Source organism: Belnapia rosea (assembly GCF_900101615.1).
GTDB lineage: Bacteria > Pseudomonadota > Alphaproteobacteria > Acetobacterales > Acetobacteraceae > Belnapia > Belnapia rosea.
This window is the reverse complement of record NZ_FMZX01000014.1, coordinates 13868-39748: the sequence shown is the minus strand read 5'-3', so window position 1 is coordinate 39748 and position 25881 is coordinate 13868. Positions and strand designations below refer to the sequence as shown.

The 25881-nt window shown below is 71.2% G+C and carries 25 protein-coding genes; 10 read left to right on the top strand and 15 right to left on the bottom strand.

The genetic code is table 11. From position 1 onward, the window contains the following. Positions 1-39: 39 nt before the first annotated feature. From BLR02_RS19585 to bchF, 15 genes are all read right to left on the bottom strand, one after another. On the bottom strand, positions 40-306 hold the full coding sequence (locus tag BLR02_RS19585; protein ID WP_090567184.1) for a high-potential iron-sulfur protein: 267 nt from the start codon (positions 304-306) through the stop codon (positions 40-42). 99 nt (positions 307-405) lie between these two features. After that, on the bottom strand, positions 406-1617 hold the full coding sequence (gene hemA, locus BLR02_RS19580) for a 5-aminolevulinate synthase (RefSeq protein ID WP_090664341.1): 1212 nt from the start codon (positions 1615-1617) through the stop codon (positions 406-408). A gap of 30 nt (positions 1618-1647) precedes the next feature. Beyond that, entirely contained in the window at positions 1648-2472 is an 825-nt protein-coding gene (gene puhE / locus BLR02_RS19575; RefSeq protein WP_090664340.1) for a putative photosynthetic complex assembly protein PuhE, read from the bottom strand. Between the two features lie 15 nt (positions 2473-2487). Beyond that, positions 2488-3561 (bottom strand): magnesium-protoporphyrin IX monomethyl ester (oxidative) cyclase, encoded by a 1074-nt coding sequence (acsF, locus tag BLR02_RS19570; protein WP_090664339.1) that lies wholly within the window; start codon positions 3559-3561, stop codon positions 2488-2490. Continuing rightward, entirely contained in the window at positions 3558-3869 is a 312-nt protein-coding gene (locus tag BLR02_RS19565; RefSeq protein ID WP_090664338.1) for a hypothetical protein, read from the bottom strand. The genes acsF and BLR02_RS19565 overlap by 4 nt, the downstream gene beginning before the upstream one ends. Beyond that, positions 3866-4324 carry a photosynthetic complex assembly protein PuhC gene (gene puhC, locus BLR02_RS19560; RefSeq protein WP_090664337.1) on the bottom strand — a complete coding sequence of 153 codons (459 nt, stop codon included), beginning with the start codon at positions 4322-4324 and terminating at the stop codon, positions 3866-3868. The genes BLR02_RS19565 and puhC overlap by 4 nt, the downstream gene beginning before the upstream one ends. 11 nt (positions 4325-4335) lie before the next feature. Next, a complete protein-coding gene (puhB, locus tag BLR02_RS19555) occupies positions 4336-4989 on the bottom strand; it encodes a photosynthetic complex putative assembly protein PuhB (RefSeq protein ID WP_090664336.1) in 654 nt (217 codons plus the stop codon). Positions 4990-5000: 11 nt separating this feature from the next. Continuing rightward, positions 5001-5777 carry a photosynthetic reaction center subunit H gene (gene puhA, locus BLR02_RS19550; RefSeq protein WP_090664335.1) on the bottom strand — a complete coding sequence of 259 codons (777 nt, stop codon included), beginning with the start codon at positions 5775-5777 and terminating at the stop codon, positions 5001-5003. A gap of 15 nt (positions 5778-5792) precedes the next feature. Then, positions 5793-7205, bottom strand: a complete 1413-nt coding sequence (locus tag BLR02_RS19545; RefSeq protein WP_090664334.1) for a BCD family MFS transporter — start codon at positions 7203-7205, stop codon at positions 5793-5795. Continuing rightward, complete coding sequence (gene bchM / locus BLR02_RS19540) at positions 7202-7897, bottom strand: magnesium protoporphyrin IX methyltransferase (RefSeq protein ID WP_090567158.1); 696 nt, start codon at positions 7895-7897, stop codon at positions 7202-7204. The genes BLR02_RS19545 and bchM overlap by 4 nt, the downstream gene beginning before the upstream one ends. After that, positions 7897-8811 (bottom strand): ferredoxin:protochlorophyllide reductase (ATP-dependent) iron-sulfur ATP-binding protein, encoded by a 915-nt coding sequence (gene bchL, locus BLR02_RS19535; RefSeq protein WP_090664333.1) that lies wholly within the window; start codon positions 8809-8811, stop codon positions 7897-7899. The genes bchM and bchL overlap by 1 nt, the downstream gene beginning before the upstream one ends. Continuing rightward, entirely contained in the window at positions 8808-12410 is a 3603-nt protein-coding gene (locus BLR02_RS19530; RefSeq protein ID WP_090664332.1) for a magnesium chelatase subunit H, read from the bottom strand. The genes bchL and BLR02_RS19530 overlap by 4 nt, the downstream gene beginning before the upstream one ends. Next, positions 12385-13893: a ferredoxin:protochlorophyllide reductase (ATP-dependent) subunit B gene (gene bchB, locus BLR02_RS19525; RefSeq protein WP_090664331.1), complete on the bottom strand. Its 1509-nt coding sequence runs from the start codon at positions 13891-13893 to the stop codon at positions 12385-12387. The genes BLR02_RS19530 and bchB overlap by 26 nt, the downstream gene beginning before the upstream one ends. Positions 13894-13897: 4 nt before the next feature. After that, entirely contained in the window at positions 13898-15178 is a 1281-nt protein-coding gene (locus BLR02_RS19520) for a ferredoxin:protochlorophyllide reductase (ATP-dependent) subunit N (protein WP_090664330.1), read from the bottom strand. Further along, a complete protein-coding gene (bchF, locus tag BLR02_RS19515) occupies positions 15175-15765 on the bottom strand; it encodes a 2-vinyl bacteriochlorophyllide hydratase (protein WP_090567145.1) in 591 nt (196 codons plus the stop codon). Before bchF ends, BLR02_RS19520 begins: the two co-directional genes overlap by 4 nt. A 248-nt stretch (positions 15766-16013) precedes the next feature. Between bchF and BLR02_RS19510 the strand changes: the two genes are divergently transcribed. The 10 genes from BLR02_RS19510 (at position 16014) to BLR02_RS19465 (ending at position 25845) form a co-directional block, all read left to right on the top strand. Continuing rightward, entirely contained in the window at positions 16014-16892 is an 879-nt protein-coding gene (locus BLR02_RS19510; RefSeq protein ID WP_090567142.1) for a cobalamin B12-binding domain-containing protein, read from the top strand. Positions 16893-16956: 64 nt separating this feature from the next. Continuing rightward, entirely contained in the window at positions 16957-18387 is a 1431-nt protein-coding gene (gene ppsR, locus BLR02_RS19505; protein WP_090664329.1) for a transcriptional regulator PpsR, read from the top strand. Between the two features lie 4 nt (positions 18388-18391). Further along, entirely contained in the window at positions 18392-19291 is a 900-nt protein-coding gene (gene chlG / locus BLR02_RS19500) for a chlorophyll synthase ChlG (RefSeq protein WP_090664328.1), read from the top strand. Further along, positions 19288-20592, top strand: a complete 1305-nt coding sequence (locus BLR02_RS19495) for a BCD family MFS transporter (RefSeq protein ID WP_245704863.1) — start codon at positions 19288-19290, stop codon at positions 20590-20592. The genes chlG and BLR02_RS19495 overlap by 4 nt, the downstream gene beginning before the upstream one ends. 13 nt (positions 20593-20605) lie before the next feature. Continuing rightward, positions 20606-21793 (top strand): geranylgeranyl diphosphate reductase, encoded by a 1188-nt coding sequence (locus BLR02_RS19490; RefSeq protein ID WP_090664327.1) that lies wholly within the window; start codon positions 20606-20608, stop codon positions 21791-21793. A gap of 17 nt (positions 21794-21810) precedes the next feature. Continuing rightward, positions 21811-22812, top strand: coding sequence for a hydroxymethylbilane synthase (gene hemC, locus BLR02_RS19485; RefSeq protein WP_090567132.1), 1002 nt, complete (start codon positions 21811-21813; stop codon positions 22810-22812). Between the two features lie 65 nt (positions 22813-22877). After that, positions 22878-23726 (top strand): ABC transporter substrate-binding protein, encoded by an 849-nt coding sequence (locus tag BLR02_RS19480; protein WP_090567129.1) that lies wholly within the window; start codon positions 22878-22880, stop codon positions 23724-23726. A gap of 9 nt (positions 23727-23735) precedes the next feature. Continuing rightward, positions 23736-24407 (top strand): amino acid ABC transporter permease, encoded by a 672-nt coding sequence (locus BLR02_RS19475; RefSeq protein WP_090664326.1) that lies wholly within the window; start codon positions 23736-23738, stop codon positions 24405-24407. Continuing rightward, on the top strand, positions 24404-25093 hold the full coding sequence (locus tag BLR02_RS19470; protein WP_245704862.1) for an amino acid ABC transporter permease: 690 nt from the start codon (positions 24404-24406) through the stop codon (positions 25091-25093). The genes BLR02_RS19475 and BLR02_RS19470 overlap by 4 nt, the downstream gene beginning before the upstream one ends. Further along, positions 25090-25845, top strand: a complete 756-nt coding sequence (locus BLR02_RS19465) for an SDR family NAD(P)-dependent oxidoreductase (protein WP_090664325.1) — start codon at positions 25090-25092, stop codon at positions 25843-25845. The genes BLR02_RS19470 and BLR02_RS19465 overlap by 4 nt, the downstream gene beginning before the upstream one ends. The last annotated feature ends 36 nt before the right edge of the window (positions 25846-25881 follow it).

Sequence of the window (25881 nt, the reverse complement as noted above, 5' to 3'; positions counted from 1 at the left end):
CTGGCACGGCGGCATCCCTGTGCCGGCCCGCGCCCCGGCCTAGCCCTTCGCGGCCCAGACGGCGCACCAGCCCTCCGGGCTGATATTGCCACTGACGATGGCGCAGGCGTTGGGCGCCTGGAAATGCAGGCAGGTGCTGCACTTCTGCCCGTCCTTGGGCTGGTCCTGGTACATGACCATCTCCGGCGCGAGCTTGTCCTGGGCCCGCGCCGCAGCGGTGACCAGGGTGACGAGGCCCGCGGCCTGGAGGCCAGCCCGCTGCAGGAAGGCGCGGCGCGCCTGCGGCTTGCGTCGATTGTGCGTCACTTTGGTTTCCTCCTTTGATTGCTCGGCATCTGGAGCTTGGGCCCGAATTCCGGTTCGCCAAGCCGGGCAAGGCTGGATTCCGTTCCATGCGAACGACTCTCAAGCGGCGCGCTGCAGGCTGAACTGCGACCAGATCTCGGACAGCGCCGCGACCAGGCGGTCGATATCCGCCGCGTTGTGCAGCGGGCCGGGCGTGAAGCGCAGCCGCTCCGTCCCGCGCGGGACGGTCGGGTAGTTGATGGGCTGGACGTAGATCCCGTAGTGATCCAGCAGCAGGTCGCTGATCTGCTTGCACACCACCGGGTCCCGCACCATGACCGGGACGATATGGCTGGGGTTGTCGAGATGCGGCACGCCGGCGGCGTTGAGCTTGGCGCGAAGTTGTGAAGCGTTCGCATGCAGTAACTCGCGTTCGGTGCTGCTCTCCTTCAGGTGGCGGATGCTGGCGATGACGCCGGCCGCCGCCGCGGGCGGCATGGAGGTGGTGAAGATGAAGCCGGAGGCGTAGGAGCGGACGAAGTCGCACATCGCCGCCGAGCCGGCGATGTAGCCGCCGACCACGCCGAAGGCCTTCGCCAGCGTGCCCTCGATGACGGTGAGGCGGTGGGCGACGCCGTCGCGCTCGGTGACGCCGCCGCCGCGGCGGCCGTAGAGGCCGACGGCATGGACCTCGTCGATATAGGTCATGGCGCCGTATTCCTCGGCGATGTCGCAGAGCTCGGCGATGGGGGCGATGTCGCCATCCATCGAGTAGACGCTCTCGAAGGCGACGAGCTTCGGCGTCTCGGGATCGAGTTCGGCGAGGATGCGGCGGAGGTCGGCCGGGTCGTTATGGGCGAAGACGCGGCGCTCGGCGCGGCTGTGGCGGATGCCCTCGATCATCGAGGCGTGGTTCAGCTCGTCGGAGACGATGACGCAGCCGGGCATGCGCGAGGCGAGCGTCGAGAGCGTCGCCCAGTTCGACATGTAGCCGCTGTTGAAGAGCAGCGCGGCCTCCGTGCCGTGGAGGTCGGCGAGCTCCTGCTCCAGCATGACGTGGTAGTGGTTGGTGCCGGCGATGTTGCGCGTGCCGCCGGCGCCGGCGCCGCACTTGTCGAGCGCCTCATGCATCGCGGCGAGCACCTTCGGGTGCTGGCCCATGCCGAGATAGTCGTTGGAGCACCAGACGGTGACCTGCTGCTGGCCGCGCGGGCGGTGGTGCGTGGCATAGGGGAAGGCGCCGGCCTGGCGTTCGAGGTCGGCGAAGACGCGGTAGCGGCCTTCGCGGTGGAGGGCGCCGATCTGCTTCCGGAAGAACGCCTCGTAGTTCATCGTCCCCTCTCCCTTTCAGGGCTTGTGGCTTCAGGCGGCGGGACGCAGCGCGTGGAGGCGCGGCGGGACCGCCTCCGCCACGGCCGGTGCGGCCGGGCGGCGTGACTTCATGCTCCAGCTCCACAGCGCCTCGGCCGGGATCGGCAGCACCAGGAACCAGTGTTCGAGGATGGCGAGCGCGGCCAGCACGCCGAGGAAGGTAGAGCCGGCGGCCTCGAAGTCGCTGGCCCCGCCGGCCAGCGCCCGGTGGAAGAACCAGGCGCAGAGCAGCGTGCCGCCGGTGACCGAGAGCGGGAAAAGCAGGTTCATCGGCTTGCGCGCGAAGAAGCTGCCGAGATAGGCGAGGTGCGGCGGCAGGAATTGCTCGTTGAGGTTCCTGACGCCGAGGAAGACGTTCAGCTTGGCGCTCTGCCGCATGCCCCAGAGCAGCAGGAAGGTCCAGGCGCCGATCTGGTTGGGTTGGCCCCAGGTAAGCGCCAGCACGGCGATGGCACCGGCGAGGATCGCCAGCTCATGGTAGAGGAGGGTCTGCACGGCGAGGCGGAAGCGCGGCCAGCCGGCGCAGCCGTCCGGGCAGGGCTGGCGGCGGGGGCCGGTGGCGAAGCCCATGAGGAAGGCCATCTCCTGCCAGGCCCAGGCGAGCAGCCCGCAGGAGAAGGCGGCATAGGCGCCGAGCGGGGATGCATCGGCGCTGCTGGCGGCGAGGCCCCAGAAGGCCGCGGCCAGCATCGCCGTCGCGCCCAGCATGCTGCGCCGATAGGTCCGTGGCGGCAGCCCGTCCAGCCAGATGATCGCCCCGGTGCTGAACCACCAGACGAACAGTGCATAGAGGGCGGGCAGACCGTAATCGGCCATGGCGCGATGGCTCTCCTACCAGGTGGGCGTCATGCGGATCTGTGCCGGCAGCGCCGCATGCCTGCCCGGGAGGAGGTAGAGCCGCGCGAAGGTGGCCGCCGCCGCGGCGCCGAGCCCGGCGCGCTGCAGCTTGCCGACCAGGCCGCCACGCGCCTTGGCCGCGGCCTGGCGCCGGGTGATGCGGTACAGGCGGTCGAGGCCGCGCCGCATCGCAGGGTGCTCGGTATCGAGCGTCACGGGGAAGACCTGCCTGCAGATCGCGGTGCAGGTCCGGAAGACCTCGTGGTCGTACTCGGTCGGCGTCATGCCGAGCGCCTTGTGGAATTCGGGCCGGGCGTGGTCGCGCACATACATCGTCGCATAGACGGCGAGCTGGAAGAACTTCACCCAGAGCTTGTTGCGGCCTTCGAGGAGCCTGGGGTTGGCGCGCATCAGCAGGGCGAAGGCCTCGCCATGGCGGAACTCGTCGTTGCACCACTTCTCGAACCACAGGAAGATCGGGTGGAAGCGCAGCTCCGGATGCCGCTCGAACTGGCGGAAGATGGTGATGTAGCGGGCGTAGCCGATCTTCTCCGACAGGTAGGTGGCGTAGAAGATGAACTTGGGCTGGAAGTAGTGGTACTTCTTCGCCTTGGTCAGGAAGCCGAGATCGACGCCGATGCCGATATCCTTCAGCGCGTCGTTGATGAAGCCGGCATGGCGTGCCTCGTCACGGCTCATCACGCCGAAGAGGTCGCGCATGTCGGGGTTCTTCACCCGCTTCCTGATCTCGGCATAGAGCACGCAGCCGGAGAACTCGGCGGTGACGGAGCTGACGAGGAACTCCACCAGCTCCTTCTGCAGCGGCTCCGGCAGGGCGTCGAGCCTGAACGCGTCGAAGGCCTCGGTGCGGACGAAGTGGCCCTTGTTCGGGTCGGCGTGGAATTCCGCCATCAGCGCGTCCCACTCGGCGCGGAGGCTGCCGATATCAATGCGGTCCATGGCGTCGAAATCGGTGGTGTAGAAGCGCGGGCTGAGGACGGTGTCGGTCGTCGCCTCGCGGGTGACGGCATTGACCGGCCGGCGTGCGGTGGGGGTGACGGCGTTCATGGCGCTTCCTTGGGCTCGAAGCCGCAATGATAGAGTTCGGTCAGCTCCAGGATGGCCGAGGCCTCCATCCAGGCACGTTCCAGCCAGCCGGCACGGATGACGGTGGCGCGGGCCTCGAAGCGCATCGCCTCGCCATGGCCGATGCTGGCCGGCAGGCCATGGACCAGCACGCGGTCGCCGGGCCGGAGACTGACGCCCTCGGGGATGGCATGCGCATGCAGGCTGTCGAAGCTCTGCTCGATATCGATGGTGCACGGCACCTCGAAGCGGCGGCCGCCGGCGAGGCGGGAGAGCAGGCCAGGGCTCATCGCATCGTCCTCCCCGCTGTCAGCAACCGGGCGAAGGCCGCCATGTTGGTGGGGCCGAAGGCTTCGAGGCCGATGCTGATGCCCGTGGCGGGGTCCTCCAGCGTCAGACGGCCATCGGGCCATGCGGCGAGGCGGAAGGGCGCGCGGCCGGTGATCTCCTCGCGTCGCCGGTCGCGCACCAGGGCGCGCAGCGCGCCGCGGACGAAGCCGTTCGTGCCGGGTTCCAGCACCGCGATCTGGCGGTTGGCCTCTGCGTCGCGCACCAGGATGGCGCCGTCGGCGCGGTCGTCGAAGCCGAGGCTGCGCGCCAGGACGGGCGCCTCGGCCGTGACCGTAGTGACGCCGGCACCGGCCATCCGCGCGATGCCGGTCGCCGTGACCACGGCGAGAAGCAGCGCAGCGGCGCCGATCAGCGGGCCGCGCGGTACCGTCATGTCATGGGAATGGGTGCTCATCCTTCGCTCCCTCAGGCCGCGGCCGTCTGCGGGCCGGTTGTGGCCCCGGCTGTCGCGGCATCCGCTGCGGGGCGCATCGGCAGCGAGGCCGCCGCGGCCAGGGCCCGCGACAGGGTCCGCGCCACGGTTTCCACATCGGGGACCGACCGCAGCGCGGGCTCGGGGCGAGCGTAGTGCCACGGGCGCACATGCGGCCAGAAGAAGATGTAGGAGATGCGCTGCCGCGGCGCGATCGTCAGCACGATGTCGCCCTTGCCATCGGCATCCGCCTTCACCGCCGCAGCTTCGATCGCCGTGAAGGGGATGTTCACCGTCATCGACAAGGCGATGCCGATACGGAAGACGATGCGCTGCGTGGTGATGGTATAGGCGCTGGTGCGCGCGACGAGGATGGCGAGCACCACCACGAGCATCAACGCCGTCGCGGCGAAGGGCAGGAACCAGGCGGCGTCCCGCAGCGCGACGGAGGGGCTCGCGCCCTCCATCAGCGAGGCGGCGCACCGGGCCGCGAGCAGCAGCAGGAAGTACAGGGCGAGGCCGCGGAGGTGCAGGCCTTGCCGGGCATGGGCGCGCCAGTCCGGTGCGCCCTGCCAGAGGATCGCCTCGCCCGCAGGGGGCCGCTCGGGCAGGCCCCAGACCGGCTCCAGCTCATGCTCCTGCATCATCGTGGCCTCCCTCAGATCAGCGGGCCGAGGCGCTGCGGCGTCGCGTACATGTGGCCGCCGGCGAAGTAGCCGCTGATGCGGTCCTCCTCGCGGATCGTGATCGTGTCGGCATCCTTCAGCATCGGCGCCTCGACGAACTGGCTGGCGAGGACGGAGACGACCTTGACGATGCGGCGCCTGGCATCGACGCGGGCGAGCGCCATGGGGAAGACGACGCGGCGGGCGCCGGAGGAGCCTTCGGCATCGGCCTCGAGGTAGCGCACCACCGTCTCCGACCGGTCCACCCAGCAATCGACCACCGTGCCGGCGATGCGGCCTTCGGCGGTGACGACCTGGTAGCCGCGCGGATCCGGGTCCTGCGCGGCGAGGTAGTAGCCCTCGGCGGCGCGGAGCGGGACGATCTTCGGCAGCTGCTGATCGAAGGTGAGGTCGGGGACATCGGCGCGGAGCGCGTAGGAGGCCGGGCCGACGCCGTCCTTCATCGGGTCGCCGAGCGGCTGCATCGGCGCGCCGGGCCAGGGGGCGGTCGGGATGAGGAGGCCGTCGAGATTCCGCTCCTCCCGATGGGGGACGATGGTGCCCCCATGCGCGAGCTGCAGGCTCTTCGGGCGCGGCATGGGCGGCAGGCCCTCGACTGTCACGTAGGGCGAGCGGTCGCTCTCCAGCGGGTAGCCTTCCCGCTTGTCCTCCTGGCGCAGGTACCAGATCAGTCCGGCGAAGAAGAGCCAGAAGGCGTAGAGCGCGACCTGCGCGACGTCGATATAGCTGGTGATGGCACCGGTTTGCATGACGGTGTTCCTCCGCTAACTGGGTGACCCGGCCAGGCCGAGCGGCGAGGCCGGACGCGGCGCGCCCACGCGCACCAGCGGGCCGATGACGGCGATGGTGACGAAGAGCAGGACGATCTCGAGCAGGTAGACCGCGCCGTAGCCGGTCGCGGCGCCGGTGAGGGCGCCCCCGAAGGCGCCACGCATGGCGAGGTCGGAGACGATGTCGCGCAGAAGGCCGCCGGCGGCGATGGCGCCGCCCGCGCAGCTGGCCTGCACCGCGCCCCAGGCGCCGAGCGCCAGGCCGGCCTGGCCGGTGCGGGCCAGCTCCATGCAGGCCGTCAGCGTGCCGACCGTGAAGAGCCCGCTGCCGAGGCCGATGACGACCGTGCCGATGCCGAAGGCCACCGGGCTGTCGAGCGGCGCCGCGAAGATGACGCCGGCGAAGCCCAGGGCGCCGGCCAGCGCGCCGAAGCCGGCCAGGCGATGCGCGTCCATGCCATGACCAAGGCCGCGCGCGGCCATGCCGAAGCCGGCGATGCCGCCACCGGCGAAGAGCGCCGTCAGCGTCGTCGTCGCGGCGACGGAAAGGCCGAGGATCTGGCCGCCATAGGGTTCGAGCAGGATGTCCTGCATGCTGAAGGCGGCCGAGCCCAGGCCGATGGCGGTGAGGCGACGGGCCCACCGCCCCTCCCCCCGCAGCCGGCGCCAGGATTCGAGGAAACCGGGTTGCGGACGGCCGTGGCGGGTGCCGTTCGGGTTGCGCGACTCCTGCTTCCAGAGGGCGATGCCGTTCAGCAGCATGGTCGCCAGCGCCGCGCCCTGGATCACCTGGATGAGGCGGATCTGGCTGAAATGCTGCAGCAGGGCGCCGAAGCCGACGGCGCTCACCACCATGCCGAGCAGCAGCATGAGCGAGAGCAGGGCAACGACACGGGGCTGGGCATCCGGCGGGGCAAGGTCGGTCGCCAGCGCGAGGCCAACGGTCTGCGTGGTGTGCAGCCCCGCGCCGACCAGCAGGAAGGCCGCGGCGGCGGCGCCATGGGCGACGACCGGTGGGGCGTTGCTGTCGCCGGAGAGCAGGATCAGCGCGAAGGGCATGATGGCGAGGCCGCCGAACTGCAGCAGCGTCCCCATCCAGATATAGGGGACACGGCGCCAGCCGAGTGCCGAGCAGTGGTTGTCCGACCGGTGGCCGATCAGTGCGCGGACGGGCGCGAAGAGCAGCGGCAGCGAGACCATGCTGGCGACCAGCCAGGCGGCGACGCCGAGCTCGACGATCATCACCCGGTTCAGCGTGCCGATCAGCAGCACGGAGCCCATGCCGACCGAGACCTGGAAGAGCGAGAGCCGCAGCAGGCGCCCGAGCGGCAGCTCCGCCGAGGCGGCGTCGGCGAAGGGGAGGAATTCCGGGCCGAGCCGGGTCCAGGCGCGCGCCATGCGGCTCATACCCGCCTGAGCTCCAGTGCCTGAGAGATGTAGAAGCCGGCCGTGACCCGCTGCGTGCGGCCGCATTGCCAGCCCGGCAAGCGGGAGGCGACCAGCCGGGTGAGCCAAGCCTCGCCGACCGGCTCGATGGCGGGGGAGCGGTTGCAGCGCGGGAAGAGCTGGCCGATGGCGTGCATCGCGGCCAGCAGCGGCGTTCGCGGTGCGAAGGTGACCAGCATCGAATGCCGGGTGCGGGCGGCGAGCCCTTCCAGCACGGCCACGGCATCGGGCGCGCGATAGTGGATCAGGCTGTCCATGGCGACGACATGGTCGAACTCGCCGAGCGCCGGGTCCTGCATGTCGCCGGTGCGGAAATCGACATGGCCGGCGCCGTAATCGCCGGCGGCGCGTTCGGCGGCGAGCGAGACGAGCCTGGACGAGAGGTCGATGGCGGTGACATGGGCGCCGCGGCGGGCGGCCTCCAGCGCCAGCGCGCCGGTGCCGCAGCCGGCATCCAGCAGGCGGCGGCCGGTGAGGTCGGCCGGGAGGCAGGAGAGCAGGGTGCGGCGCATCTCGTCGCGGCCGGCGCGGACCGTCGCGCGGATGCGGCCGACCGGCGCGGTGGAGGTGAGGCGCATCCAGGCCTCGGCCGCGGTGCGGTCGAAATAGGTCTCGAGCTCGCCGCGGCGGGCGGCGTAGGTGCTGCTCGGCATCAGTCGAATCCCAGCAGGTCGAAAATGTCGCGGTCCTTCATGGGGGAGGCGCTGAGCGCTTCCGTACCCGCCCAGAGATTGGCAGCGAGACGGAGGTACTCCGCCTGCACCGCGACCAGCTCCGGCGTCGGCTCCATCTCGAAGAGGGTGGACTTCTTCAGGCGGGAGCGGCGGATGACGTCGAGGTCGGGGAAATGCGCGAGCGTCTGCATCCCCGTCACGGCGTTGAACCTGTCGACCTGGTCGGTCGCCGCGCTGCGGTTGACGATGACGCCGCCGAGCCGGACATCGTAATTCTTCGACTTGGCCTTGATGGCGGCGACGATGCGGTTCATCGCGAAGATGCTGTCGAAGTCGTTGGCCGCGACGATGATGCCGCGGTCGGCATGCTGGAGGGGCGCCGCGAAGCCGCCGCAGACCACGTCGCCCAGCACGTCGAAGATCACCACGTCGGTGTCTTCCAGCAGGTGGTGCTCCTTCAGCAGCTTCACCGTCTGGCCGACGACATAGCCGCCGCAGCCGGTGCCGGCGGGCGGGCCGCCGGCCTCGACGCACATCACGCCGTTATAGCCCTCGAAGACGAAATCCTCGGGGCGCAGCTCCTCCGAGTGGAAGTCGACGGTCTCCAGCACGTCGATCACCGTCGGGATCAGGCTCTTGGTCAGGGTGAAGGTGCTGTCGTGCTTCGGGTCGCAGCCGATCTGCAGCACCCGCTTGCCGAGCTTGCTGAAGGCAACCGAGAGGTTGGAGCTGGTGGTGCTCTTGCCGATGCCGCCCTTGCCGTAAACGGAGAAGACCTTGGCGCTGCCGATGGTCATGGCCGGGTCCAGGTGGACCTGCACGCTGCCATCCCCATCCGTCCGGGACGGCACCGGGCGCCGGTGGAGGGCGGCATGCGGCGTCTCGATTCTCATGCGGCCATCTCCACGGTGATACCTTCGAGCCGGTCCTCCAGCTCCTCCCCCGCCTGGCGCAGCGCGTCGAGCACGCCCTGGTCGGGCGACCAGTACCGGCGCTCATGCGCTTCCAGCAGGCGGTTGGCGATCTTCGCCGAGGCGGTCGGGTTCAGCGTCGCCAGGCGTTCGCGCATGGCGGCGTCGAGCACGAAGGTCTCGGTGAGCTGCTGGTAGACCCAGGGGGCGACCTCGCCGGTCGTCGCCGACCAGCCGAGGGTGTTCGTCACCTGCGCCTCGATCTGGCGGACGCCCTCATACCCGTGGGAGAGCAGCGCCTCGTACCATTTCGGGTTGAGGGCGCGGGTGCGGGTCTCGAGCGCGACCTGCTCGGACAGGGTGCGGACGGCGCCGTCGCCGCGGGTCTGGTCGCCGATATAGATCGAGGCGCTGGTGCCGCGTGCCCGCTTCACCGCCCGGCTGATGCCGCCGAGCGTGTCGAAGTAGTGGTCGACGGTGGTGACGCCGAGCTCGACGGAATCGAGGTTCTGGTAGGTGACCTCGACGCTGGCGAGCACATGGGCGAGGACGGCGGCGTGGCGGACGGGCTTGCCGCTGACGCCATAGGCGAAGCCCTTGCGCCGCTCATAGGCATCGGCGAGTTCGTCCTCGTCGGTCCAGGCACCGTTGCCGACGAGCTGGTTGACGTTGGCGCCATAGGCACCGTCGGCATTGCCGAAGACGCGGAGCGTGGCTTCCGCCATCGACCCGCCATGCGCGGCCTGGAAGGCCAGGGCATGCTTGCGGATGTAGTTCCGCGCGGGGGCTTCCTCCGCCTCGGCGGCCAGGAGCGCGGCCTCGGCGAGCAGGCGCGTCTGCAGGGGCAGCAGGTCGCGGAAGATGCCGGAGAGGGTGACGACGACATCGATGCGCGGGCGGCCGAGCGCCTCCAGCGGCAGGAGCTGGGCACCGCAGAGGCGGCCGTAGCTGTCGAAGCGCGGCGCGGCGCCCATCAGCCAGAGCGCCTGGGCGATGGGGCCGCCCTCGGTCTTCAGGTTGTCGGTGCCCCAAAGGACGATGGCGACCGTCTCCGGCAGCCTGTTGCCGTCCGCCGCATGGCGGGCGAGCAGGCGCTCGGCCTGGCGGGCGCCATCCTGCACGGCGAAGGCGCTCGGGATGCGGAAGGGGTCGAAGCCGTGCAGGTTGCGGCCGGTCGGCAGCACCTCCGTGGTGCGGAGCAGGTCGCCGCCCGGGGCGGGGTGGAGGTAGCCGCCATCCAGCGCATGGAGCAGGGCGGGGATCTCGTGATCCTCGGCCAGCAGCGCATCGAGCGCGGCCCGGCGATCCGGCTCGGTCACGCCGGCGGCATCCAGCATGGCGGCGCGGTCCGCCGCCTTGGGCGGCTCGCCGATGACGTGCAGGCCGTAGGGGATCAGCGTCTCCTCCAGCGCCAGCAGCTCGCGGCCGAGGGCGAGGATGGTGGCGTCGGCATCCGCCCAGGCGGGCTCGGCGGCGCCGAGCTCGACGGCGGCGGCCTGGGCCTGGATCAGCGTCGCCAGCGCCGCCTGCTGCTCCGGGTCGCTGCCCGGCTCCAGCGCGCGCCAGCGGTCGATGGAGGATTTGAGGTCCAGAAGGCCGCGGTAGAGGCCGGCATGGGCGACGGGCGGGCTGAGATAGCTGATCAGCGCGGCGCCGGCGCGGCGCTTGGCGATGGTGCCCTCGGAGGGGTTGTTGCTGGCGTAGAAGTAGAAATTCGGCAGGTCGCCGATCAGCCGGTCGGGCCAGCATTCGCCCGACATGCCGGCCTGCTTGCCGGGCATGAATTCCAGCGCGCCATGGGTGCCGAAATGCAGCACGGCATGGGCACCGAAATCCTCGCGGATCCAGCGATAGAAGCCGCAGAAGGCATGGGTCGGGGCGAAGCCGTGCTCGAAGAGCAGGCGCATCGGGTCGCCCTCATAGCCGAAGGCCGGCTGGATCCCGATGAAGACATTGCCGAGCTGCAGGCCGAGCACGAGGATGCTGGCACCGTCGCTCTGCAGCCGGCCCGGTGCCGGCCCCCATTGCGCCTCGATCTCGGGCAGGAAGGCCTCGCGGCGGACATGGTCGTCGGTCAGGAACCGGGCGGCGACATTGGCGTCCGTGCCGTAGCGGGCGCGGTTGCCGCCGAGGATGCGGGTACGGAGTTCCTCCTCCGTCGCCGGGACGTCGAGCCTGTATCCCGCCGCCTTCAGGCCGCGCAGCGTGTGGAGCAGCGAGGCGAAGACGCCGAGATAGGCGGCCGTCCCCGTCGCGCCGCTGTTGGGCGGGAAGTTGAAGAGGATGATGGCGAGCTTCCGCTCCGCCCGTTCGGCCCGGCGCAGCGCGACCAGGCGGGCGATGCGGGCGGCGAGCGTGCCGGCGCGCTCCGGATGGGCGGCCATCTCATGCGCGCTCTCGCCGTCGGAGGTGCCGGAGCGGCCCCCGAAGGTCATCGGCCAGATGCCGCCATCGAGCTCCGGCAGGGCGACCATCATCGTCGCTTCTACCGGCAGCAGGCCGCGGGCATCCGCCTGCCACTGCGCCATCGTCTGGAATTCCAGCGGATGGGCGGCGATGTAGGGCAGGTCGAGCCGGGCGAGGATGGCCTCGGCGGCGCGGGCATCGTTGTAGGCGGGGCCACCGACCAGCGAGAAGCCGGTGAGCGAGACCAGCGCATCGATGCAGGCGGCGCCGTCCCGGAGGAAGTAGCGCTCGATCGCGGGGCGGGCGTCGAGGCCGCTGGCGAAGGCGGGGATGACGCGGAGGCCGCGGGCCTCCAGCGCGGCAATGACGCCGTCGTAGTGGGCGGCATTGTTCGCCAGCACATAGGAGCGGAGGATCAGCAGGCCGACGGTGCCGGCGCTGCCCGCGGCGGGCAGGTCCTCGGCGCGCTCGGTGATGCGGGCGGCGGCGCGGGGGTGGTAGAGGCCGACCTCGGGATATTCGATGGGCGGGGCGGCAGGCTGCAGCGCGCCGCCCGGCTGCTGGCGCGGACCGGCGGCGTAGCGGCCGACCAGCAGGCGGATCATGTTCGCCAGGTTCTCTTCCGATCCCGCCAGCCAGTATTGCAGCGAGAGGAAATAGGCCCGCACATCCTGTGCCGTGCCGGGGACGAAGCGCAGCAGCCGCGGCAGCTGCCGCAGCATCTTCATCTGATCCTTGCCGCTGCTCGGCGCGCCGGGCTTGCGGTTGCCGCGCAGGCGCTTCAGCAGGCCCATCACGCCGGTGGCCTCGGCATCCATGCGGAAGCGGCCGATGCGGGTGAGGCGCATGACCTCGCCGGCCGAGAGCAGGCCGAGCATGGCGTCGCATTGCTCGCGGCGCGCGGCCAGCGCCGGAAGGACGGCGCGGATGTGGTCCTCGAGGAAGAGCATGGCGGCGATGACGATGTCGCCGCGCGCGATATCGGCGTGGCAGGCGGCGAGCGCCACCTCGTCGGAGCCCCATTGGTCGGCGGCATGAACCACCAAGGTCAGGCCGGGCAGCTCCCGGCGCAGCGCCGTCACGGCATGCATCACGGCACCGGACAGGTGGCTGTCCATGGTGACCACCACCACGCGGATGGGCACCGCGCTAACGGCTGAGATGGGCTTTGGCATCGTAGAGCGTCTCGAGGGTGATGGTGCCGATGCCGCGTTCGGTGGCGTAGCGCTCCGTATTCCTGCGGGCCTTGCCGCGGACGAAGAAGGGAATCCTGCCGAGTTCCCGCTCGGCTTCGGCCGCCCATCGGGCGGAGCCCGGTGCGGCGGGCTCCACAGGACCGGCGCCGAGATGGGAGGGGGCGGAATCCGCGCGGAACTCGAAGTCCTCGCGGAACATGCCGAGCAGGTGCTCCTCGAGGCCCATCATCAGCGGATGGACCCAGGTGTCGAAGAGGACGTTGGCGCCCTCGAAGCCCATCTGCGGCGAATAGCGGGCCGGGTAGTCCTGCACATGGACGGGGGCGGAGATGACGGCGCAGGGGATGCCGAGGCGCTTCGCGGTATGGCGCTCCATCTGGGTGCCGAGGATCAGCTCGGGCTGCGCCGCCTGGATGGCGGCCTCGACGGCCAGGTAGTCGTCGGTGACGGTGGCCTCGATGCCGTGCGGCTTCGCGGCCTCGCGCAGCTCGCGCCCGAATTCCCGGCTGTAGCTGCCGAGGCCGACCAGGGCGAAGCCGAGCTCCTCGGTCGCCACGCGGGCGGCGGCCAGGGCATGCGTCGCATCGCCGAAGACGAAGACGCGCTTGCCGGTGAGGTAGTTCGAATCGACGGAGCGGGAGTACCAGGCGGCGCGCGAGGTCTCGGCGGCGAGGACCGGCGCCGGGTCGATCCCGGCGAGGGCGGCGACCTCGGCGATGAATTCGCGCGTCGCGTTGATGCCGATGGGGATGGTCTTCGTCGCTGCCTGCCCATGGGTGCGGGCGAGCCAGGCGGCGGCGGTGCCGGCGATCTCCGGGTAGAGCACCACGTTGAAGTCAGCCCTGCCGAGGCGGGCGAGATCGGCGGGCGTGGCGCCGAGCGGGGCGGTGACGTTCACCGCGATGCCCATGCGCCCGAGCAGGCCGGCGATCTCCCGCACATCGTCCCGGTGGCGGAAGCCGAGGGCGGTGGGGCCGAGGATGTTGCAGCTTGGGGCGCGGCCCTCCGGGCGCGGTGCGGGCGGAGCGGCGAGGCCGCGGACCAGGCGGTAGAAGGTCTCCGCCGCGCCCCAATTCTCCTTCTTCTGGTAGCTCGGCAGCTCCAGCGGGATGACCGGGATGGGCAGGCCGAGGGCGCGGGCGAGGCCGCCCGGATCGTCCTGGATGAGCTCGGCCGTGCAGGAGGCGCCGACGATCATCGCCTGGGGTCGGAAGCGCTCGAAGGCCTCGCGCGCCGCCGTCCTGAACAGCTCGGCGGTGTCGCCGCCGAGGTCGCGGGCCTGGAAGGTGGTGTAGGTGACGGGCGGGCGCGTGCCGCGCCGCTCGATCATGGTGAAGAGCAGGTCGGCATAGGTGTCGCCCTGCGGGGCGTGGAGGACGTAGTGCAGGCCCTCCATGGCGGTGGCGACGCGCATCGCGCCGATATGCGGGGGCCCCTCATAGGTCCAGATGGCGAGCTGCATGGCGCTACACCATCAACGTCGCACGGCGGTGGAGGGGGCGGGCGAAGAGCTCCGCGAGGTCGCCGGCCTGGTCGTAGCCCTGGATCGGCGTGAAGACCAGCTCGATGGACCATTTGGTGGCGAAGCCCTCCGCCTCCAGCGGATTGGCGAGGCCGAGGCCGCAGACCACGAGGTCGGGCCGCGCCGCGCGGCAGCGGTCGAGCTGGCGATCCACATGCTGGCCTTCGCTCAGCACCGCATCCGCCGGCAGCAGGGCCAGCTCCTCGGCCAGATGCTGGCGATGGAGGTAGGGCGTGCCGATCTCGACCGGCTGCATGCCCAGTTCGCGTGACAGGAAGCGGGCGAGCGGGATCTCGAGCTGGCTGTCGGGGAAGAAGAAGATGCGGCGGCCGGCCAGCGGCACCCGGTGCCGGGCGATGGCGGTGCGGGCGCGCTGCTCGCCGATGGCGGTCACCTCGCGGAAGCGGGTGGCGGGCACGCCCCAGGCCTCGGCCGCGGCGCGCAGCCAGGCGGTGGTGCCCTCGGCGCCGAGCGGGAAGGGTGCGGCGAGGCGGCGGGCGCCGCGGGCCTCCAGCAGGCGGGCCGTCTCGGCGAGGAAGGGCTGGGCGAGGAGGAAGCGCACCCCCGGGCCGATGCCGGGCAGCTCGGCGGCGCGGCGGGGCGGCAGGAAGGCCACCGGGCCGATGCCGAGCGCGGCGAAAAGGCGGCGCATCTGGTCCTCCACCACCTCGGCCAGCGCCCCGACGACCAGCAGGCCGGGCGCCGGGTCGGCGCGCATCTCCGGCACCAGCGCGGCGAGGCAGGCATCCTCCCCTTGCGTGAATGTCGTCTCGATGCCGCTGCCGGAGTAGTTCAGCACGCGGACGCCGGGGGCGTGGGTGGCGTTCAGCCGGGACGCGGCCCGCGACAGGTCGAGCTTGATGACCTCGGAGGGGCAGGAGCCGACGAGGAAGAGCAGCCTGATATCCGGCCGCCGCGCCAGCAGCTGGTTGACCACGCGGTCCAGCTCCTCATTCGCATCGGCGAGGCCGGCGAGGTCGCGCTCCTCGATGATGGCGGTGGCGAAGCGCGGCTCGGCGAAGATCATGACGCCGGCTGCGGACTGCATGAGGTGGGCGCAGGTGCGCGAGCCGACGATGAGGAAGAAGGCGTCCTGGATCTTGCGGTGCAGCCAGATGATGCCGGTGAGGCCGCAGAAGACTTCCCGCTGGCCACGCTCCCGCAGTACCGGCGCTTCGGCGCAGCCGGGCACCGGGGAGGCCTGGGCGAGCGCGGCGCCGCTCACTTGGAGAAGCCCAGCGCGCCGGCGCCGGCATCGCGCCAGCCGCTCTCGTCGCGCCGCGCGGCCCGCAGCTTGAGGACGAACTGCGCGGCGTTGACGACATAGGCGGCATAGGCCGCGAGCGCGAGCAGCATGAGGTCGCGCGCCTCGCCGAACCCGGTGGCGAGCGCCGCCAGATAGGCGGTGTGCAGCGCCAGCACCAGCATGCTGAACACGTCTTCCCAGAAGAAGGCGCGGGCGAAGAGGTACTGGCCGAAGACGACCTTCTCCCAGATCGCCCCGGTCACCATGATGGCGTAGAGCAGCATCGTCTTGACGAGGATCGAGAGGGTGGCGGCGGCATAGCCCTCGCCGGTCGCCAGGTAGTTCAGCACCAGGCCGAGGCTCAGCAGGAAGGCGCCGAATTGAAGCGGGGCGAGGATGCCCTGCACCAGGGTCCAGCCCGTGCTGTCGCGCCGGCGGCGCTCCTCCGTGCTGTAGAGCGGTGCATGGGCCTGGACCCCATGGCGGGTATGGCGGCCGGAGGCGGCGCCCCAGGGGCAGGCATCGATGGAGTCGATGAATCGAGTCAGGGCGCCATTTGTAAGCATTGCTTGACATCCCTTTGTCCAGAAGGTCCGCTGAAGAACCGACCGCGGCGAATGGCCTGTGCTTGCGGTATTTCCTGAGAATTACTGCAGTGCACACAGTCTTCGCCTTGGTTGCCGCCCTCCCGTCGCGTGCCGCCAGTGGATCGAAGGCTAGGACTGCCCGCTTCCGAGTGTCAAGCTCGATTGACGTAAAGACAGATTGACAAAAAACGGGACCGGGGCGGATAACCTGTGGCGGGAGGCGTCCAATGGCCGCAATGGGACACAGCGCCAGCACCGAGCTGCGCCGCCACCTGGCAACGGCCCTGGCGGATGCCGGTGAGCCGGCAACCAGCTTGCCAGGGCCCGTGGCACCGGCGCGCCACGGCCATTCGCCCCGGTTCGGCGACTCCATGGCCGCCGAGGTCATCAACCGCCTCACCCTTGCCCATTCCGCACGGCCCCCGGGCCTCGCCCTGGCCGATGCGCAGCCGGCGGACGCGTTGGCTGCCATGCTGCTGCGCCATGACGCGGCCTCCGCCGCCGCCTATGCCGAGGCCCTGCTGCAGGCCGGCATGCCGGCCGAGGATCTCTGCCTCGGCCTGCTGGCCCCGGCCGCGCGGCTGCTTGGCCGGTTCTGGGCCGAGGATATCTGCGACTTCGCCACGGTCACGCTCGGCCTGATGGCGCTGCGCCGCATCCGCGAAAGCATCGCGCCGCAGATGCGGCGGGAAGCAGCGCGGTGGCGGGGCGCGGGCCCGAGCGCGTTGCTGGTGCCCGTGCCCGGCGAGCAGCATGTCTTCGGCCTCGAGATGGTGGCGGATTTCTTCCGGCGGGCTGGCTGGCAGGTGCAGATCCTGCCGATCCGCGCCGTCGGCGACCTGACCGGGATGCTGCGGCGGTACCCCGTCGACATCCTCGGCCTGAGCCTCGGGGCGACGCAGCGGATGGATCTGCTGGCGACGATCATCCGCAAGGCCCGTCAGGCAAGCTGCCGCCAGGCGATGGGGGTGATGGTGGGTGGCCCGGCCTTCGATGACCACCCCGAATACGCGGCGCTCATCGGTGCCGATGCCACGGCGGCGGATGCCCGCCAGGCACCGCTGCAGGCCGCGCGGCTGCTGCGCTTGTTGGCCCAGCGGGACTGAGGCAAGGTCCAGCCAAAAATTCCAGGGAGGTAGAGGCCCCTTTCGATGAAGGAAGCATTCGCCCGTGAAGGCGTTCAAAGCCCCGAAGACATCACTGGGCAACCTGGATGCGGAAGCCGCAGCGGTCCTGATCACGGCCGCGGCGGATGTCGCCCTCATCATCGATGAGCATGGCGTGATCCGGGACATCGCCTTCAACAGCGAGGAGCTGGCGCTCGAGATGGAGGGCGACGGGAGCTGGCTCGGCCGCCGCTGGATCGACACCGTGGCGGAGGACAGCCGGCCGAAGGTCGAGGCGATGCTGCAGGCGCTGGCCGACCGCGAGCAGCCCCGCTGGCGGCACATCAACCAGGGCGCCGGGCGTGGCGGCTCGGTCCCCATTCTTTTCTCCACGGTCCGGGTCGGCAAGGGCGGCCGGTCCGTGGCCTTCGGGCGGGATCTGCGGCCGCTCTCGGCGCTGCAGCAGCGGCTGGTCGAGGCGCAGCAGTCGATCGACCGGGACTACGCCCGGCTGCGCCATGCCGAGACGCGCTACCGCATGCTCTTCCAGCTCTGGACCGAGCCGGTGCTGATCCTCGATGCCGCGACGCTCGCGGTGCTGGAAGCCAACCGCGTGGCGGACCAGCTGCTCGGCCGCGGCGGCCGGCGTGGGGCGGTCCGCAGCTTCCTCGATCTCTTCGCCCCGGCCATACGCGGCCGGATCGAGCTCATGCTGAACGGCCTGCGCGCGACCGGCCGGGCCGAGGATGTCGATGCGACGCTGGCGGAGGATGGGCGGGAGGTACTGATCTCCGCCACGCCCTTCCGCCAGGAGAATGCCAGCCTCGTCCTGGTGCGGCTGACCTATCCGCAGGGCGAGGCCGGGGCGGTTGTCCTGCCGCGCGCCAAGTCGAAGATGCTGCGGCTGATCGAGAGCGTGCCGGATGCCTTCGTCGTCACCGACCAGGATGGCCGCATCGTCACCGCCAATGCCGCCTTCGTCGAGATGGCCCAGCTCGCCGCCGAGGAGCAGGCGGTGGGGCAGCCGCTGGAGCGCTGGATCGGCCAGCCCGGCGTCGAGATGGAGGTGCTGACCGCCAATCTCCGCCAGCGCGGGCCGGTGCGGCTCTTCGCCACCACCCTGCATGGCGAGTATGGCGCGACGATCGAGGTGGAGATCTCCGCCGTCTCGGTGATGAACGGCACGGGCCCCTGCTTCGGCTTCGCCATCCGGGACATCGGCACGCGGGTGGCACCGCCGGCGCGCGCCATGGGCCGGGTGCCGCGCTCCGTGGAGCAGCTGACCGAGCTCATCGGCCAGGTGCCGCTGAAGGACCTCGTCCGCGAGGCGACCGATGTGATCGAGCGCCTCTGCATCGAGGCGGCGCTGGAGCTGACCGGGGACAACCGCGCCTCGGCGGCCGAGATGCTCGGCCTCAGCCGGCAGAGCCTCTACGTGAAGCTGCGGCGCTACGGGCTCGGCGACCTGCCGGCCGAGAATGGCGAGATGGGGTGATGCCATGAGCGACCGCGCCCTCCGCCTCGACCCCGCCGCCTGCCTCGAGCTGCTGAAGCCGGTGACCTGGTTCGCGCCGATCTGGGCCTTCTCCTGCGGCGTGGTGTCCTCGGGCGTGGGGGGCGAGGGGCGCTGGCATGTCATCGCCGCCGGCCTGCTGCTGTGCGGGCCGCTGGTCTGCGGCACCAGCCAGGCGGTGAACGACTGGTTCGACCGGCATGTCGATGCGATCAACGAGCCGCGGCGGCCGATTCCCTCCGGCCGCATCCCGGGGCGCTGGGGGCTCTACATCGCCATCGGCTGGACGCTGGTCTCGCTGGCGGTGGCGACGGTGCTGGGGGTCTGGGGCTTCGCCGCGACGGTGCTGGGGCTGGCGCTCGCCTGGGCCTATAGCGCGCCGCCGCTGCGGCTGAAGACCAATGGCTGGTGGGGCAATGCCGCCTGCGGCGCCTGCTACGAGGGCCTGCCCTGGATCACCGGCGCGGCGGTGCTGGGCGCGGCGGCGCCGGACGGGCGGGTGCTGGCCATCGCCGCGCTCTACAGCCTCGGCGCGCATGGAATCATGACGCTGAACGACTTCAAGTCGGTCGAGGGCGATCGCCGCATGGGCATCGGCTCCCTGCCGGTGAAGCTCGGCGTGGAGCGGGCGGCGCAGCTGGCCTGCCTGGTGATGGCGGTGCCGCAGGTCGCGGTGGTGGCGCTGCTGCTGGGCTGGGGGCAGCCCTGGCAGGCCGGGGCGATCGCCCTGCTGCTGGCGGCGCAGCTGGTGCTGATGCAGCGGCTGCTGGCCGATCCGCGCGGCCGGGCCCCCTGGTACAACGGCACGGGCACGACGCTCTATGTGCTGGGGATGCTGTTCGCCGCTTTCGCCATCAGGGCGCCCCTGGGGCCGGTGCTGCCGTGATCGGCTGGCTCGGCATCTTCCGCCTCGGCCTGGTGCAGACGGCGCTCGGCGCCATCGTCGTGCTGACCACCTCGGCCATCAACCGGGTGATGGTGGTGGAGCTCGGCCTGCCGGCGACCATCCCGGGGCTGCTGGTGGCGCTGCATTACGCCGTGCAGCTGATGCGGCCGGCGATGGGCTATGGCTCGGATGCCGGCGGGCGGCGGACGTCCTGGATCGTCGGTGGCGTCGCCGTGCTGGCGCTGGGTGGCGTCGGCGCGGCGCTGGCGACGGGGCTGATGGCGGAGTGGCGCCTGGCGGGGCTGGCGCTGGCGGCGCTGTCCTTCCTGCTGATCGGCCTTGGCGTCGGCGCGGCCGGCACCTCGCTGCTGGCGCTGCTGGCGACCCGCGTGGCGCCGGCGCGGCGGGCCCCGGCGGCGACCATCGTCTGGCTGATGATGATCTTCGGCTTCATCGTCACCACAGCGCTGGCCGGGCGCTTCCTCGACCCCTTCTCGCCCGCGCGGCTGCTGGCGGTGGCGGCGGTGGTCTCGGGCCTTGCCATGCTGGTGACGCTGCTGGCGGTCCGCGGGATGGAGCCGGCCACGCCGCGCGCCGCCCCGCCCCCCCTGGCGACGGCGCCGCGGGGCGGCTTCCGGGTGGCGCTGGCCGAGATCTGGGGCGAGCGGCAGGCGCGTCAATTCACCGTCTTCGTCTTCGTCTCCATGCTGGCCTACAGCGCGCAGGACCTGATCCTCGAGCCTTTCGGCGGCGTCGTCTTCGGCCTTTCGCTCGGGGAGACGACGCAGCTCGCCTCGCTGCAGCATGGCGGGGTCTTCGGCGGGATGATCCTGGTGGCTCTGACCGGCGGGCGGCTCGGCTCGCTGAAGGCCTGGACGGTGGCGGGCTGCCTCGCCTCGGCGGTGGCGCTGTTCGGGCTGGCGGGGGCGGGCTTCGCCGGCCCGGCCTGGCCGCTCGGTGCATCCTATGTCGCGCTCGGCCTGGCCAACGGCGCCTTCGCCGCGGCGGCCATCGCCACGATGATGCAGCTCGCAGGCACCGGGCGCAGCGGGCGCGAGGGCACGCGGATGGGGCTCTGGGGTGCCGCACAGGCCGTGGCCTTCGGGCTCGGCGGGCTGGCGGGCGCCGGAGCGAGCGACCTGGCGCGCAGCCTCATCGCCTCGGCTCCGGCGGCCTATGGCGCGGTCTTCGTGGTGGAGGGCGCGCTCTTCCTTGCCGCGGGCCTGCTGGCGGCGCGCATCGGCCGGGCCACGGGGCCGCGGCTTCGCTTCGAGGGGCTGGCTGCCTCGCGCAACGGGTAAGGGGAGACGGACCATGGCGGATGCAGCGGAACGCTTCGATGTCGTCGTGGTCGGCGGCGGCCCTTCGGGTGCCACGGCGGCAGACGATCTGGCACGCGCCGGCCGGCGGGTGCTGCTGCTCGACCGGGCCGGGCGCATCAAGCCCTGCGGCGGCGCCATCCCACCCCGGCTGATCCGCGACTTCGCCATTCCCGACCACCTGCTGGTGGCGCGGGTGAACGCGGCGCGGATGATCGCCCCCTCCTCCCGCGAGGTGGACATGCCGATCGAGGGCGGCTTCGTCGGCATGGTGGACCGCGAGCATTTTGACGAATTCTTACGGCTTCGCGCCGAGGATCATGGCGCGGAGCGGGCAACCGGCAGCTTCGAGCGGATCGACCGCGAGGCCGACGGCACGGTGCTGCTCCACTATACGGGCCAGGATGGCGTGGTGAGGCAGGTGCGGACGCGGCTGGTGATCGGCGCCGATGGCGCGCGGAGCAAGGTGGCGAGGCAGGAGGTGCCGGCGGCGAAGGTGCCCTGCGTCTTCGCCTACCACGAGATCATCGCCTCCCCGGCCGAAGGCACGGGCAAGTTCGATGCGAAGCGTTGCGACGTCTTCTACCAGGGACGGCACTCGCCGGATTTCTATTCCTGGATCTTTCCGCATGGCGAGACGACCAGCATCGGCACCGGCTCGGCGCGGAAGGGCTTCCCGCTGCGCGGCTCGGTCGGAGCGCTGCGGCAGGCGACCGGGCTGGCGGGGCAGGCGACCATCCGCCGCGAGGGCGCGCCAATCCCGATGAAGCCGGCGCGGCGCTGGGACAATGGGCGGGATGTGGTGCTGGCCGGCGATGCGGCCGGCGTCGTCGCCCCGGCCTCCGGCGAGGGCATCTACTACGCCATGCTCGGCGGGCGGCTGGCGGCGGAGGCGGCGGAGGCCTGCCTCGCCACGGGCCATGCGCGGGCCCTGCGCCAGGCGCGGCGGCGGTTCATGCGCGCGCATGGCCGGGTCTTCTGGGTGCTCGGCATCATGCAGTACTTCTGGTATTCCTCGGATAAGAGGCGCGAGAAATTCGTCGCCATCTGCGAGGACAAGGATGTCCAGCGGCTGACCTGGGACTCCTACATGAACAAGGAATTGGTCCGGCGCGAGCCGATGGCGCATGTCCGCATCTTCTTCAAGGACCTCGCGCATCTTTTCGGTTTCGCCCGCGCCTAGGCAAGGAGTGCCCCAGGATGAGCCGCTTGCGCTCCCTCGATATCCCCACCGCGCCGCGGCATGGCGCCGGCCAGACCCTGCCGCTGAAGGTGGGCACCCGCGGCTCGCCGCTGGCGCTGTGGCAGACACGCCACTTCCTCTCGATCGTCAGCCGCTTCTGCCCGGTGCTGCGGAATGCGAAGGCCTTCGATGAGCACGTCATCAGCACCGAGGGCGACCGGGTGCAGGACCGGCGGCTGGCCGATATCGGCGGCAAGGGGCTCTTCGCCAAGGAGATCCACGAGGCACTGCTGGACGGGCAGGTGGATTTCGCCGTCCACAGCCTGAAGGACCTCGAGACGGAGCTGCCGCCCGGCATCGTGCTGGCCTGCCTGCTGCAGCGGGAGGACCCGCGCGATGCGATCATCCTCGGCCCGGTCTGCGGCGCGCCGGACCGGCGCGATCCGCTGGCCTGCATCCCGCATGGGGCGCTGATCGGCACCGCCTCGGTGCGGCGGCAATCGCAGATCCTGGCGATGCGGCCCGACCTCCGCTGCGAGATCATCCGCGGCAACATCCAGACGCGGCTCGGGCGGGTGCGCAACGGTGACTTCGCCGCCTCCTTCCTGGCGCTCGCCGGGCTGAAGCGGATGGGGCTGGAGCGAGAGGCAGGCGTCGTGCTCGAGGCCGATGCGGTGGTGCCGGCGGCGGGCCAGGGCATCGTCGGCGTCACGGTCCGGGCGCGCGACGTGGAGCTGCACGAGCTGCTCTCCGCCATCGAGGACCGCGAGGCGCGGATCGTCGCCACCGCGGAGCGGGCGCTGCTCGGCGCGCTGGATGGCTCCTGCCGGACACCGATCGGCGCCTATGCAAGGCTGCGGGCGGATGGGACGGTGCATCTGACCGGCCTCCTCGCCCGGCCGGATGGCAGCTACCTGCTGCGCGACAGCATCGAGGGGCCGGCGATGGAGGCGGAGCGGCTCGGCCGGACCCTCGGCGACCGGCTGCGGCGTGAGGCGCCGGCGGATATCCTCGCCTGACGATGGCTTGACGGAACGCTCCGCGGCCGGGAGGCTGCTGCCTCCCCGGATGACGGAGTTCCCGCGTGCTGAGACGCCTCCTGCTGGCCGCCCCGCTGCTCGCCCTCGCCTTTGCCGCCCCGGCGCAGGAGGCGGACCATCCGGCGGGCCGGCCGCTCGTCGTCGGCTCGGATTTCGGGGTGGCGCCCTGGATGGTGCGCGGCGCGGGCGGGCCGGAGGGCTTCGGCGTCGACCTGATGACCGAGATCGCCAAGCGGCTCGGCAGGCCCGGCATCGAGATCGTCGACGTGAATTTCTCCGGCCTGTTCGCGGCCCTCTTCGCCAAGCGCTTCGAGTTCACCGCCAATCCGCTCAACATCACCGAGGAGCGGGCGCAGCGGATGCTCTATACGGAGCCCTTCTTTGCCACCGGCAACGGCTTCATCACCCGGCGCAGCGACAGCATGGCGGGGCTCGAGGCGCTGAAGGGCCGGGCCATCGCGGTCAACCGGGGCACCATCAGCGACACCTGGGCGACGGCGAACGCCGAGAAATACGGCTTCGAGGTGCAGCGCTACGACACCTTCCCCGACAGCGTGCAGGCGGTGCTGACGCGGCGCGCCTTCGCCGCCATCAACGAGATCCCGACCAGCGTCTATGCCGCCAGCCAGAACCGGCAGATCACCGTCGCCTTCAAGGACTATACCGGCCGCAATTTCGGCATCGCCTTCCGCCCGGAGAGCCGGGAATACCGCAACCGGGTGGAGGAGGTGATCGAGTGCATGAAGGGGGACGGCTCGCTCGCCCGGCTGCATGAGAAGTGGTACGGGGCGCCGCCCGATGCCGGCTCCTCCATGACGCAGGTCTTCCCGGGTTACGGCCCGCCCGGTCTGCCGGGCTTCGAGGATACGGCGCATACGCCGCGCTGCAACTAGCACCGTCTGATGGACCGGCTCGCCGAGTACTACCTCAACCTCGACATCCTTCGCAGCTATGGGCCGGAGATCGCGGCGGGGCTGTGGGTGACGCTGGCGGCCGCCGTCGCCACGGTCGTGCTCGGCATCGGGCTTGGCCTCGCCATGGCCGTGGCGCTGGCGGCGCGGGTGCCGGTGCTGCGGCAGGCGATCGTCGTGTGGATCGAGCTGTTCCGCACCCTGCCGCAGCTCGCCGTCATCATCGTGCTGTATTTCGGCCTGCCCTATGCGGGCATCACCCTCTCGCCCTTCTGGGCGACGGTAGGCGCCCTGGGGGCGGTGCTCTCGGCCTTCGCCGCCGAGATCTTCCGCAGCGCGATCCAGGCGCTGCCGCGTGGGCAGTGGGATGCCGCCCATGCGATGGGGTTCCGGTTTCGCGGCGCCTTCTTCCTCGTCATCCTGCCGCAGGCGGTGCGCCTGGCGATCCCGCTGCTGACCAACCGCGCCATCGCCATCACCAAGGGGACGGCGCTCGGCACCGCCGTCTCGCTGTCCGAGGTGCTGGGGCGGGCGCAGAGCGCGATGGCGATCGCCGCCAACCCTTCGCCGCTGACGCTGGCCGCGGCGCTCTACCTGGTGCTGTTCCTGCCGCTGGTCATTGCCAGCCGCTGGCTGGAATCGCGCCATGTGGTGCCGCGATGATGCTGCAGGACCTGATCGATAACTTCGCCGATTGGGAGAGCCTGGTGCGGATCTGGCCGCTGCTGGCGCAGGGGCTGTGGGTGACGGTGAAGCTGGCGCTGGTGGCGCTGCCGCTCGGCATGGCGGCGGGGTTGCTGGTCGGGCTCAGCTGCGCGCTGGGTGGCCGCGCGGTGCGGATCGGGCTGCTCTGCTGGATCGACCTGTTCCGTGCCTTCCCGGTGCTGGTGCTGCTGGTGCTGATCTATTACGGCCTGCCCTTCCTCGGCTTCACCCTGCCCGCCTTCGCCGCCACCGTGCTGGCGCTGGTGCTGAACAATTCCGGCTATTACGGCGAGATCTTCCGCGCCGGCCTCGCCAGCATCCCGCATGGGCAGCGGGAGGCCGCGGCGGCGCTCGGCCTGTCGCCGCTGCGCGCCATGCTGCTGGTGGTGCTGCCGCAGGCGCTCAGGGCGGTGATCGCGCCGCTGGCCTCGAACAGCCTGGAGCTGGTGAAGGCCACCTCCATCGCCGCCATGGTGGCGCTGCCGGAGCTGCTGCGCAGCGCCCGCGTCGCGCAGGAGCAGACCTACAACCCGACGCCGCTGATGGCCGCGGCGGTGCTGTATTTCGTGCTGCTCTGGCCCTTCGCCCATGCGGTCGCGCGGCTGGAGCGGCGGATGCTCAAGGCGAGCGGGGTGGGGCGATGAGGCTGAAGGATCGCGTGGCACTCGTCACCGGCGGCGCATCGGGCATCGGCCGCGCCATCGCGGCGCGGTTCGTGGCGGAAGGCGCCATCGTCGTCATCGCCGATGTGACGACCGTGGTGCGGGAGGGCGGGCAGCCCACGCATGAGTGGCTCGGCATCGAGCATGTCCAGACCGACGTCTCGGTGGAGGCGGAATGCGAGGCGGCCGTCGCCCGGGTGGTGGCGCGGCATGGGCGGCTCGACGTGCTGGTCAATGATGCCGCCATCACCCTCGGCAAGCCCCTGCTCGACTGCTCGCGGGAGGAATGGGACCGGGTGCTGGCGGTGAACCTCACCGGCTGCTTCCTGATGAGCCGCGCCGCGGTGCGGGCCATGCTGGCGCAGGCGCCGCGCGGCGAGGTGCGCGGGCGGATCGTCAACATCTCCTCGCAGCATGGCATGGTCGCCTCGCCGGGGGACATCGCCTATGGCACCTCGAAGGCGGGCGTCGCCTATCTGACGCGGCAGGTCGCCGTGGATTACGCGGCGCAGGGCATCGTCTGCAATGCGGTGGCGCCAGGGAAGATCCTGACGGGCAAGACGGGGCGGGCCATCGACCCGGCGATGATCGCCTATTCGGAGGCGCGCACGCCCTGGCCGCGGCTCGGGCGGCCGGAGGATGTGGCCGGCGCGGCGCTCTTCCTCGCCTCCGATGACGCCATGTATGTCACCGGGGAGAACCTCATGGTCGATGGCGGCTGGATGGCCTACTGACCTTCCCCACGATGCCGCTGCGCGGCGCCGCGGGGG